Annotated in this window: 4 protein-coding genes; all 4 read right to left on the reverse strand. The window is 73.6% G+C overall.

The features are described from left to right. Positions 1 to 162: 162 nt before the first annotated feature. The 4 genes from AC1Z4A_RS31650 to AC1Z4A_RS31665 all read right to left on the reverse strand — a co-directional run bounded on the left by AC1Z4A_RS31650 (position 163) and on the right by AC1Z4A_RS31665 (position 12,874). A complete protein-coding gene (locus AC1Z4A_RS31650) occupies positions 163 to 1,716 on the reverse strand; it encodes a PfaD family polyunsaturated fatty acid/polyketide biosynthesis protein (protein WP_483683319.1) in 1,554 nt (517 codons plus the stop codon). Continuing rightward, positions 1,716 to 4,193: a 3-hydroxyacyl-ACP dehydratase gene (locus tag AC1Z4A_RS31655; RefSeq protein WP_483683320.1), complete on the reverse strand. Its 2,478-nt coding sequence runs from the start codon at positions 4,191 to 4,193 to the stop codon at positions 1,716 to 1,718. The genes AC1Z4A_RS31650 and AC1Z4A_RS31655 overlap by 1 nt, the downstream gene beginning before the upstream one ends. Further along, complete coding sequence (locus AC1Z4A_RS31660) at positions 4,186 to 10,311, reverse strand: beta-ketoacyl synthase N-terminal-like domain-containing protein (protein ID WP_483683321.1); 6,126 nt, start codon at positions 10,309 to 10,311, stop codon at positions 4,186 to 4,188. The genes AC1Z4A_RS31655 and AC1Z4A_RS31660 overlap by 8 nt, the downstream gene beginning before the upstream one ends. Before the next feature lie 199 nt (positions 10,312 to 10,510). Then, positions 10,511 to 12,874: a collagenase gene (locus AC1Z4A_RS31665; protein WP_483683322.1), complete on the reverse strand. Its 2,364-nt coding sequence runs from the start codon at positions 12,872 to 12,874 to the stop codon at positions 10,511 to 10,513. Between the last annotated feature and the right edge of the window lie 25 nt (positions 12,875 to 12,899).

The following is a 12,899-nucleotide window of genomic DNA, read 5'->3' on the forward strand; positions in this document are numbered from 1 at the left end:
GACGAGAGCGCTTCACTGTATGCCGCGCACACCGGAACCCCTCCGGAGCCGGCGGCCGGTCACCGCGCCCGCACCGGGCAAGTGCACCCGGCCGGCTCATCGGATCCGACAAGCAGATCTACGAACTTCGCGGCGCGGAACCGAGGACGGGAAATCCGTGCATCAGGCGTGAGGCAAGCGGTAGTCGGCACAACTGCCGGGAACGCGCACCCCCAGCGCCCGCAGATGACCGACCCTCGTCACATACGCCGCACCCCGCAGCAAGTGGTCGGCCACGCGGTCCGCAAAGCGGTGTTCCGGCGCCTCCAGTGCGCTGCCGGCCGCCCAGAGGTTGAAGGCCCCCATCGCGGGGCCGCACCAGACCTGCCAGTCCGAGGCGCGCTCCGCGTCGCCCGCGGTCGCCCAGCGGGAGGCCATGGCGAGGTACCAGCGGAAGACCATGGCCATCCGGTGCTTGGGATCCCGTACGGCACGGGAGAGCTGCCCCGGATGGTGTGCCCGCAGGTAGGCGGCGGTCTCCTGCCAGGCGTCCGCAATCGGCCGGCGCAGCACCCGCTCCTCCACGCGCTTCCGGTCGGCGGCCGACAGCTCCTCAAGACCGCCGTGATCGCGATAGAGGCGGTACAGCAGGGCGGCATGCGCGGGGAACATGGTTCCCCGGCCCAGTACCTGCACCTGGATGCCCTGCTCGAACATGTCGGCGGCCGGAGCCATGGTGCAGTCGGCGATCCCGGCCCGGGCGAGCAGGCGCTTGACGGGCAGTGAGGTGTCGGCTTCCACGGTGGCCTGGTTCACCGAGCCGGTGACGACGTAGTCGGCGCCGAGCGCGAAGGCCGCCGCCACGGCGTGCGGGGAGCCCAGGCCTCCGGCCGCCCCCACATGGACGGGCAGGCAGCCGTTCCCCTCGCTCATGACACGATCGCGCAGCCGCGTCATCGCGGGCACCAGCACCGCGAGCGGCCGGCGGTCGGTGTGCCCTCCGGAGTCCGCCTCGACGGTGACGGCATCGGCCATGGGCACCGAGCGTGCGAGCGCTGCCTGTTCGGCCGAGATGCGCCCCTCGGCCGCCAGGGCGGCCACCATCGGCTCGGGCGCGGGACGGAGGAACATCTCCGCGGTCTCCGCACGGGAGACCTTGGCGACGACCCGGTGGTCGGCCGCGACCCCGGTGCGGGGGTCGCGGCGCAGCCCGGTCAGCCGGTACCGCACCAGATCGGGGGTGAGCTGGACGAACGCCGAGGCCTCGATGCACGACACCTGGTGCCGCAGGCACAGGTCCACGCAGATGCGCTCGAGCTGCGGGGCCATCGGGGTGTGGATGAGGTTGCACGCGTACGGGGCGTCGCCCAGCTCGCGCCCGAGGGTCTCCAGCGCCTCGTCGAGTCGCGCCGCCGGAACCCCCGCGGCCCCGAACGCGGCCAGGCAGCCGGCCCGGGAGAGGGCGGTGACCAGGCGCGTCCCGGCGATGCCGCCCGCCATCGCCCCCGCCATGTACGGGCGGCGCACACCGTGACGGCGCAGGAAGCCGGGGGAGCCGAGCCGCTCCGGGGGCATCGCGCCCACCGCGGCGAGGAGTACACCGTCACGCGGTGCGGGGGAGGCGTGCGAGACCCCCACCCGGCTTCCGGCGCCGACGACGTAGCAGGGGCGCTCGAGCGCCGAGAGCACCGCGTAGACGCCGTCCGGGTCGTGGCGCACCGGCTCCGGGACCGCCATCAGGACCCTGCCCCGCCCGGCGCCGGGGGCCGGGTGCCGAGGACGATGTTCTCCACGTGGTAGATCCGCAACTCGTCGCGCCACACGCTGCCGTGGGCGCGCACCAGCAGCCGGTCGCGGTCGCGGCGGACCTTCCGGATGTGCACCTCGCCGCGCACCTGCCGGTGCTCGCGCAGGATCTGGGCGCGGTACGACCAGTGCAGCTCCTCGCCGGTCACGAGGTGGAGGTCCGCGCACGGCAGGCCGTCGGTCAGGCCGGTGTACAGGGCGAACGCCTGGACGGCCTGCAACAGCATCTGCACGCCGGCCGATCCGGGCATCACCGGGTCCTTGAAGAAATGGTGGTCGAAGTACCAGTCGTCCGGGCGCACCGGTTTGCTGCACAGGACGTAGCCCGCACCGTGCTCGCCGCCGCCCGGGACGAGGGTCGTCTCCTCCAGCAGGGCCAGCCTGCCGCTGCCGAGACGGGCGTCCCCGCGCGCGTCCAGCGTCCGTGCCCCGGCCGGCACTTTCGCCCGGCGTTCGAGCCACGGCGGTACGGCGCGGCCGTTGTCCATGCCCTGCTGGAGGTCCAGCACCTCCTGGGTGAAGTAGCCGTGCACCGCCTCTCCCGCGTAGAACGGCTCGCCCCCGATGCTCAGTTCGAACGCGTAGCCGTGCATGGCCGCTCCGGGCAGATCCGCCGCCGACAGCAGCGTGATGCGCTGCGCGACGGTCCTCCCGCGCGGGTCGACGTCCCGCAGCAGCCGCGCGCGGCCCTCCAGATTGCGGCACACGAAACCCTGGTCGGGATACCGGAGCGTCACGCCGAGGACGATTCCGCTCAGCAGCCCGGCGGGTTGCAGGGCGATCTCCATGAGGGCCAGGTGGGGCACGGCACCGGACCCGTTCTCGCGGGCGTACCAGGGGTCCTCGGGCATGTCGTACTCCGTGACGCCCCACGAGCCGACCCGGTCCTCACGCGGGCTGTTCTCGACGTGGACACCGCGGTCGATCATGAGGAAGTCGCCGCGCGGCAGCCGGGGCCGTACCTCGTGCCGGGGCAGGGGACCTCCCACATCGACCGTGACGGCCCTCATGTCGCCCTCGGCGGCGTGGGCCATGTGCAGCTCGTTGAAGAGAGCCGGGCCTCCCGTCGACACCGTGCGGCAGTTGGGTTGCTCCAGGTGGAGCAGGGGATCCTCCTCCGGCACCCCGTACACGGCGACGCCGATGCCGAGCACGCGGCCTGCGATCTCTCCGGACGGCCCGGCGACCTCGCAGTCGGCGGTCACGAACGGGCGCGGCATCATGCCCAGGGCACGCACCTCGACGGTCAGGCGCAGCGGCCCCGCGCGCAGCTCCCAGGGGCGGACGATGTCGATCCGGGCCGTCGATCCGGGCAGGGGGACGACATGCGCCCCGGGCAGGCACAGATGCATGCCGCGGTGGAAGGCGTAGGCGCGCAGCACCTCGGTCACGGCGGTGACCGCCGACGGCCACGCGGGGGAGTCGTCCGGGCCTGCCGGGCGGGTGGTGGCGGTGAGCAGCCCCTGCCCGTGGGCGCCGCCGCGCGGCTCGATGCGGCCGATTACCGCCAGAACCCGGTCCGGCCAGGGCTGCGGCAGCCGATCGGGCGGGAGGTGGCCTTGGGCGAAGGCGTCGCCGAGGACGCCCGCGATGTCTCCCCGGGCCAGCGCGTCGAGGTCGGCGGCGGACAGCCTGCCGACCGATGTACGGGCCAGGGGGCGGAACTCCGGCGGGAAGCGGGGTGGGCGGTCCCGGCCGGCCTGCTGCTCGCCCCGCTCGTCGGGGTCCGCTTCGCCGAGCACGAGGACCAGCCGGTCCCCGGCGTGGACGTGACAGGCGGGGCGGCCGCCCGCGCCGGAGGAGACGCGGGTACGGAGCGTGACGGGTTCGGCCGGTACCAGGCCCGGCCAGGTCAGCTCGTAGCTCCGCGGTCCGGCCGGTCCGGACAGGGCCGCGGCCGCCGCCCCGAGGACGACAACTGGGCCGCCGGTGTCCGCCCATTGCCGCGGTGAGGGCGTGATCGTCGACTCGGCCGGCCGCCGCCCGGGCGCCGCCTTGGGGGAGCCCGCGGCGTAGGCCGACCACTCCGCCTTCAAGCCGGCCAGCGCGGGCAGGACGTCGCGGCGGTCCGGGAGGCCGGCAGCCGGTTCCGGCCGTACCGCCGGGGCGGCCGGGAGCGCCGGGAGTCCGGCCCTCGGCACGGCGTCGGCGACCGCCTCCGCACGGCCCTGCTCCATACGGGCCCGCGCCGCACACCGGACCTGCCAGGCGGCGATGGCCCGGTGGACGTCGACCACCCCGGCGTGTGCGCGCTGCACTTGCCGGGCCATCCGCCGGGCCAGCGCCGACGGCTCGGCCGGCAGGTCCGGGAGGCCGGCCGGTGCCGGTGCCGGTGCGGCGGGCTCGGTGACCTGGACCAGCGGTGTGCCCTCGAAGACGAGTTCATCCACGTCATTCATGTCATCCATGGCCCACACCCCCCGCGGCCTGCCCGTGGCGGGGGCCGGATCCCCGGCCGGAGGAGTAGAAGTTGGCGAGGGTGCGCGTCATCTGCTTCTCGCTCATGTTGAGCATCCGCAGCCGGGTCCACCTCTGCAGGACCCGCCCGCCGGTGTCGCAGGCGGTGATGGTGCAGTGCCCATCGAGCGCACTCGCGGACACCAGCTCACAGACGATCAGGAAGGTCGTGTCGTCGGGCAGCGGTGCGAACAGCTCCACGCTGTCGACGCTCACCGGTGCGCAGTGGCTGCCGTAGTGCCGGTGGGTGATCAGGGCGGCCGACTGCAGGAGCAGATCGGCCAGGCAGGGGCTGTACAGCAGGCCCGCGTACGCACCGCGGGCGAAGGCCGGATCGGCGAGCCTCGCGGGGACGACCAGCCGCCTGCCGTCCTCCTCCACGGGAGTCCGCAGTCCGGCCAGTGAAGGGCCGTGGAACAGCAGCCCGTCCGCGTAGCAGCTGTGCAGCTCCGGCGACAGGCCCTGTGCCGGAGGCTCCAGGGAGGGGGCTTCGAGGGGCTCGCCCCACGCGCACGTGCCCTCGAACACCGGCTGGGTCTCCGTCCCTTCGCCATGGTGCATGCTGACCCGTGCGGCGTCCGGCTGCCCGGCCGGTGCCAGACGCAGGTGGATCTCCTTCGGATGGGAGCCGTTGAGGTACAGCCCCCGGACGATGCGGACGTCGCTGCACCGGACGACCGGTCGGTTCCCGCCGCGGCTGCGCTCGACGGTGTGGAGGGCGGCCCCCAGCAGGGCGGTCATGGGCACCAGCGGATGCCCCTCCACGCGGTGATCGGCCAGCACGGGCTCACGCTCGAACCCGTCGAGCGCGCGTACGGCGGTCAGCCCGCCGGCCGGAAGCCTGGTGACCTGGCGGAGCCAGGGTTCCGTCGGGCCGACCAGGGTGACTTCGTCCGGCGTGCGCTCACGGCGCATCCGGTCGCGGAAGAAGGCAGTCCCGGTGTCGCGGGACAGCACGGGGACTCCGGCGGCACGGAACAGCCGGTGGACGGCGCGCGCCATGCCCCCTTCCCACGGGCCCCAGACGAGAGGGGCCACCCGCCAGGAAGGGTGTGCCGCCTTCACGGCGCAGGCGTAGCGGATCAACGCCTCGTTGGCCAGGGCGTAGTCGGCCTGCCGCACATTGCCCCACAGGCCCACGACGGAGGAGAACACGGTCAGATGGCGGATCCGGCCGGGGCCGAGGGCTTCGAGCACGTGGTGCAGCCCGGCGAGTTTCGTGCCGATCACCGGGCCGACCGAGTCGGCGGTCATCTCCGACAGCGGCCGGTCGCCCAGCACCCCCGCGGCGTGCACGACTCCGGTGACCCGTGGGGCGAAGGGCGCCAGGGCCCGGGCGACGGCCCGCGCGTCGCACACGTCCACGGCCACGTACTCGGCCCGCACTCCGCGCGAGCCCAGTTCGTCCAGGAAGGCCCGGATCTCACGCTGATGGAGCAGACCGGCCACCCACCGGTCCGGGTCCGAGCCGGCCGGTACGCCCTCGGGCAGGTCACCGCCGTCTCCGGCAGCCTCGGCCAGTGCCTGCTTCAGCTCCTCGCCGGTCCGCAACTGCCGCGCCCACGACGGCTCGTCGTCCGGAGCGGTCAGCGGGGTCCGGCCGACGAGCACATAGCCGCAGCGATGGTCCTCGGCCAGCGCCGCGAGGCACCAGGCCGTGATCCCCGACGCGCCTCCGGTGACCAGGAGGACGTCGTCGTCGGACAGTTCGGCGGTGTCCGGCGGGCAGGGCAGGAGCGGATCGGGCCGCTCGGCGGACAGCGTCGTGGTGTGGCGCCGCTGCCCGTCGTGGGCGACCTCGACGACGTCGGTGGCCATGTCCGCGATCTCGTGGAGGAATGCCTCGGCCACGGCCGGTCCGTCCAGGCCCGGGGCGAAGTCCAGCGCCCGGCAGAAGAGCGAGGACGCCTCGAGGGCGACGGTCTTGGCCAGCCCGCCCAGTCCCCCGGCGAGGGAGGCCACGGGCTCCCGGCCGGCCCCGGCATAGCCCAGGGCGCCGTCCATGCGGGTCACCGTGGTGAAGGCGGCGCGCGACCCCCCGGCCGCGGTCTCCCGCAGCGCCGGGCAGACGTGCTTGGCGAACAGGACCGCGTGGGCCAGCCGTTCGACGGCCCGGTCGGCGTCCGTGAGCGTCTCCCGGCTCACCGGCACGACGCACAGATCCGTCCCGGACAGGTCCGCCAGGCTCTCGGACAGCCGTGCGGAGAGCGTCGCCTCCGTCCAGTCCTCCAGGGACCGGCAGTCGGCCCCCTCGCCCGCGACGCCCGGGAGCAGCAGACGGTGCACGCGCCACCCCCGGGCCCGCAGGCCCTCGGCGAGCGCTGCGCACAGGCCGCCGCCGTCGTCCAGCAGGAGGGCGCGCGGACCGTCCCGGAAGGCGTCCGTGCAGGCGTCGACGGGAGGCAGGACGCGCAGCGTGACATGGGCCTCGCCGGAGGGCGCGCTGCCCTCGTGCCGCAGTTCCGACTGCGGGCCGCTGAAGACCTCCCGGAGCATCCTGCCCAGATCCCCGACGGTGCGGGCCTCGCTGAACCGGAACAGCTCCTCACGCTTGATCACGGGGTAGTGGCGCCACACCTCCGCGGCGATCTCCACCTGCTTGAGGGAGTCGATGCCGAGGTCCTCCTGGATGTACATGTCCGGCTGGATGGCGTCGACGTCGTAACCGGTCTTCTCGGCCACGATGCGGCGGCACACCCGCTCCGCCTCCGCGGCGTCCACCTGCGTGATGTCCAGCACACCGCCCTCGGGGGGCCGTCCGTCGTTCGCGAACAGCTCGGCCAGGGCGGGCCGCATCTCCTCCTCCGTCTCCTCGACGGCCGGGAACACCGCCGGGGCCGGGGCGGTGACGGGCTGCGGGCCGGCGGCGACCGGCGCCACGGCGACGGCCGAGCCCGCGTCGGCGTCCCGGTCCGGCGCGGCCGGAAGGGTGTCCCGCGGCTGTGCCGGGCCGTCGCCGTGCAGCAGTTGCGCGACCACCTCGCTCGCGCGGATGTGGGCCTCTCCCATGGCCATGCCGTGCTCGCTGATGGCCGTCACGGCGGCGGCAAGGGCGTCGTCCACCTGCCCGTCCGCCGCACGCGACCGCAGCAGCGCGGTCAGCTCCCGCGCGGTGCTCAACTGCCCGTCCAGATAGCGCACATGGGTGGTCAGGTGCTCGGCGGCGGCCAGGGACAGCGGGTCGCTGCCCGAGGGAGCCGGGCCCGTGACGGCGGGTGCCGCGCCGGCGAGTCGCGGTAGCGCGAGGCCCTGTTCCGCGGCCTCCCGCTCCGCGGCGGCCTGCCGGGCGCGCGCCGCGAAGCTCGGTCCCACCAGCAGACGGGCCATGGTGGACGGGGCGGGGGGCTCGGGCGGCGGCGGGGCGTCATAGCGGTTGATGCCCGTCAGCGGGAAGCCCAGAACGGCCAGCCGGAGGGCGGCTTCCTTGAGGGCCGCGGCGCCGTCCGTCCCGCCGCCGCGGTCGCAGGGGATCGCCTCGACGTCCTCTCCTCCGAGGGTGCGTTCCACCAGGCGGGACAGCGTGTCCCTGGGCCCGAACTCGACGAAGACCCGGATGCCCGCGGCGTGCATCTCCGCCAGCCGGGCGGCGAAGTCCACCGGGTTCCGCAACTGCTCGGTGAGCGTACGGCGGTTGGCCTCCGGATCGGCTCCGTACACCGCTCCCGGGGCCCCGGCGCGGACGCGCACGGCCGGAGCCGTGAAGTCGACGCCTGCACAGGCCGCGGCGAACGGCTCGACGGCGTGTGCCACGAACGGCGTGTGGAACGCGGCCGCGACGTTCAGCCTCCTGGCCGGCACCGACTGCTCGGCGCAGTGCCGGACGAACCGCTCCACCTCCCCGGTGGGCCCGCCCACCACCTGCTCGTCGGGGGCGTTGCGGTTGCACACCACCAGCCCGGGGAAACCCCCGAGCAGTTGCCCCAGGCGCGACTGCGCCGCCCGTACGGCCGCCATCGCTCCCGGGTCGGCACCGCTCTCCGGCCGCACCTCCATCGCCTGCCCGCGCGCTCGGGCGAGCGCGAGGAACGCCTCGTCGCCGATGCCTCCGGCCGCCCACAGGGCCGTCAGCTCCCCGAAGCTGTGCCCGAGCACGCCGTGCGGAGCGAAGCCCAGCTCACGCAGGAAGCGGTACTGCCCGGCGGAGAGCGCCCCGATCGCCGGCTGGGCGTAGCCGGTCCGGTCCAGGCGCCCGGCGTCGGCTTCGTCCGCCTTGCCGTGGGGCGGCGGGAAGACCGCGCGGGCCAGGGTCTCCCCGGGCGGCCAGAGGGCGTTGGCGGCGTCGAAGGCGGCCCGCACCGGGGGCACGGCCAGCAGGGCCCGCAGCCCCATGTCCGGGTACTGGTTGCCCTGTCCCGTGAACAGCGCGCCGGCCCCGGCACCGGGCGGAAGGGCCGCACGGCGGTAGTGGACGCCCGGGGGCAGCCGCCATGCGGAGTCGCCGGGGGCGTCGCGCAGCTTCTCGACGGCGGCGGCGAGCAGCCTCGCACGGTGGTCCGCGTCCGCCGCCACGAAGCCCACGCGTGCGTGCCCGGTCGGCACGGGACCCTCGTCGGGCGCGGCACCGTCCCTCAGTCGGGCGAGCAGCGCCTCCGGGTCGGGGGCGTGCCACAGACAGGCCCGCGGCACCGCGTGCAGGGCCCGCTCCCCGTCCTCGGGATGCGCGGCGTGCTCCTCCAGGACGGCGTGGTAGTTCACCCCGCCGAAGCCGAAGGACGACACCCCGGCGCGCCGGGCCGGACGGCCGGGGTCGCGCACCCACGGGCGGGCGGCCGTGTTGACGTACACGGCGCCCTCCGGCGTGGCCGCGGCGCTGGGCTCGCCGACGTTGATGGTGGGCGGGAGGACCTTGTGGTGGAGGGCCAGCGCCGCCTTGATCAGTCCGGCTGCCCCGGCCGCCGCCTTGGTGTGCCCGATCTGGGACTTGATGCTGCCCACCGCGACGTGCCGATGGTCTCCCGAACCGGCCAGCAGCTCGTTGAGGGCGGTCAGCTCCACGTCGTCGCCGGCCGGGGTCCCCGTGCCGTGGGCCTCGACGAGTTCGACGGACTCCGGCGGGCAGCCCGCGTCGTGGTAGGCGCGGCGCAGGGCGGTCAGCTGCCCCTGGCCGCAGGGCGCGTAGATGCTCTTGCCGATGCCGTCGCTCGAGCTGCCGAGCCCGCGCAGGACGGCGTAGACGCGGTCCCCGTCCCGTTCGGCGTCGGCCAGCCGCTTGAGGGCCAGCATCCCGATGCCCTCGCCGATCAGGGTGCCGTCGGCCTCGGCGTCGAAGGGGCGGACCCGGCCGGTGAAGGAGAGGGCGGGGGTCTTGCTGAAGCACATGAAGGACACGATCGAGTTGTCGGCGTCGCAGCCACCACTGATCATGATGTCGGCGCGGCGGCAGGTCAGCTCGTCGACCGCGGCCCGCACGGCCGCGAGCGAGCTGGCGCACGCGGCGTCCACGGTGTGGTTGGCGGCCCGCAGGTCGAGCCGGTTGGCGATGCGGCCCGCGACAACGTTGCCGAGGATGCCGGGAAAGGAGTCCTCCGTCCACTGGGGGAGGCCCGCCAGGTACGCGCGGGTGAACCGCCTGGCCTCGGCCTCGGGGACGCCCCGGTCGAGCATGGCCTTGAGCACGGGCGGCGCCAGCAGCCGGGCGGCGAGCGGCACCAGCGTGGTGTTCGTCCCGCACACTCCGAGGACCACTCCCGTGCGCGCGGGGTCGTGCCAGTCCACGCGGCCCCGGGCGGCGTCGCGCAGCACGTCACGGGCCACCGTCAGGCTCAGCAGCTGGACGAGCCCGGTGGAGTCCAGCGTCTTGGGCGGCATGCCGAATTCGAGCGGGTCGAAGGTCACGGGGGTGAGGAAGCCGCCCCGGCGGCCGTAGGTCTTGTCCGGGGCGAAGGGGTCGGGATCGTAGTAGTCGTCCAGGTCCCACCAGGCGGCGGGGACGTCCTCGAGGCAATCGCGCCCGGCCACGATGTTGTCCCAGAACTCCCGCACGCTGCGGGCCTTGGGGAACATCCCGGCCAGTCCGACGATCGCGACCGGGTCACGGGAGAGGCGGTGGTCGTTGTCCTTCTGCTGCACCTTGCTGACCCCCGTTCATGCGCATCCGAGTCGGGGCGCCGGCGAAGTCGCCGTGGGATTGGGCCAAGCATTTCCGCGCAGAACCGGAACATTCGGCACCGCCACGGTGAGCAGGAGTGAACTTCCGCGCGCGCCGCCCCACCCGGTGCGATGGGGCCCCGGGCCGCCCCGAAGGGGAAGGCCCGGGGCCCGGTGGGGGTCAGTGCCGCAGCGGGCCCTCGCAGCTGTAGTCCGCCGTTCCCGCGGGGCGGTCGGACCAGATGTCGACCTTGCCGAAGGTGCAGTTCATGTCGGCGAAGTTGTTGGCACCTGCCTTGGTGCGGTCGAGGATGAAGTAGTCGACGGTCTCGGACATGTCCTTGAAGACCAGGTCGGCGTTGCCAGGGTCGCTGAGGTTCGCGGTGACCCTGCCGGTGCACACGAACCGGGGGCGGTCGGGGGAACCGGCGGCCCGGCAGTCACCGGGCGCCTGGCCCGTCGCGGCGGCGAAGGACGAGCGGACCGCGGAGGCCGAGGCGTCCTGCAGCCGGTTGACCGGCGTGAACGCGGTGGACGGTACGTAGAGGTCGTTCACCTTGGCGATCTGCTTGTCCAGGAATGCGTTGTAGTCGCGCTGCACGGACCAGTCGCCGCCCATGCGGCTGCGCCAGGCATCGAAGCCGGCCACGTCGTTGGCCCGCAGGTAGCCGTACATCTCCCGCAGCAGCGACGGCCGTTCGGCCCACAGGTACTCGAAGAAGGTGCCGGCATAGTTGTAGAAGCGGAAGCCGTCCCGCTCGTACTCGGCGTGCAGCAGCTGGTCGACGGTCATGCGCGACTTGCCGCCCGCGGTGTCGTTGATGATGCCCTGCACCAGCGACTTGCGCACCCGGATGCCGTCGTTGCGGGTCGAGCCGTCGAAGAACTCGGCCGTGCCCTCGTCCATCGCCGTGGTGCGGTCGTTCTGATACCACGGGCCCTCGCCGAAGCTGCCGGGCACCGCCCAGCGGCCGTTGAGGTAGTGGGTGTACTCGTGGCGGAACAGCTCCTCCAGCGTGAGCGTGGAGTCCTGCGGGACGCGGCGCTCGTAGGTGTAGAAGGTGGCGCCGTTCTCGATGTAGATGCCGCCGTTGTTGGTGCCCATGCCCGTGAGCATCGGGTGGTAGATCTCGTAGTCGGAGCGGGAGGCGTACAGCACGATGTTCAGCGTGGAGTTGGTGTCGCCCGCCAGCGGCTCCTCGGTGCCCAGCACCCGGTGGAACTGCGCCTTGACCTGCTTGCTCGCGTAGTAGAGCCGGTCGACGGTGGCCCGGTCCAGGGCGGTGCGCACCTTGATGCCACCGTTGTCGTACGTGTAGGTGTACGGGAAGAGGCGGCGCTCGATGTCCTCCTTGCAGACCCCGTACTGCTTGCACATGCCCAACGTATTGAGCCAGCCGGCCACCTTGCCCCACGGCTCGCTGCCCTGGCCGAAGTTGCGGACGACGGTGTCCAGCAGCCCGCCCAGGGAGGAGGTGATCTCGCTCTTCACCGCGTCGACCTGGCTGAGCCGGCCGTACTCGTTGAGCGCGTCGCGCACGACCCAGGCGTTGTCGGTGCCCTTCAGGTGGGTGTACCCGGCGAAGGCCTTGAGGGCGGAGCGGTAGGCGGGGTCGGCGGCGACGGCCGCGTCGAAGGCCGGATCGTTGTTGTACACGCCCAGGTAGCTCACGGACAGCGCGCCGAGTGCGGCACCGCCCCAGCCCGGGTCCTTCGCGGTGTCGGGGTGGGAGCCGTCCATCATGGCCAGCACCCGCTTCATCAGCGGCAGCTGGTACTGGCGGAGCTGCGGCGTGCTGGCGGCGTAGAGGGCCTCGCGCAGGGTCTCGCCGTTGGTGTGCGTGGCGTCGAAGGTGTGGGAGCCGATGCCGTAGTAGTAGACGGCGCGGCGCACGGCCTCCACGGTCTGCGCGTCGGCGAGGTCGATCTCGTCGTGGGAGAAGTCGTGGTAGGCCGCCGCGTGGAGGTAGGTGAACATCTCCAGCAGGTGGGAGGTGTTCTTCCCGTCGTGCCAGTAGCCGTAGCGCTCGGCGCGCAGGGCGACGGCCCGCACGTTCTCCCGCGAGAAGACCGGGACCAGCCGCTGGTCCCAGGTCCACAGGACGTCGCGCAGGCAGCCGTCGGCGGTGACGGCCGGGTCCATGAGGAAGTCGGCGAACTGCTCGGGACCGAGCCGCGAGACGCCGTCGAGCGTGCATGGGACGCTGGTCCCGCCGACGGTGACGCGCGGGGCGACGGACTTCGCCGAGCCCTTGGCGGCGGCCTTGCCGTCCTTGCCCTTCTGCGGCCCGGGCACACGCCCGTCGGTGAGGCCGCCCGGCGCGGTGGACGACTGGACGTCCTGCTTCGGGGCCTTGGCGAGGCGGGTGACCTCGTCGAAGGGGTTGGGCGTGAGGGCATCGGACCGTACGGCCGCGGTGGGGGCGGCGCCCTGCCGCACGGGGGCGGGGGAGTCCGCGTGGCCGGCCTGGACGGCCGTGGCGCAGAGGGTCACTGCTATGGCGGTGGTGAGCAGGGATCTGCGCACGGTTGTGGAGTGGAACACCGATGACTCCTGTGTGGGAGGTGTG

Source organism: Streptomyces sp. 17_S59 (assembly GCF_056930295.1).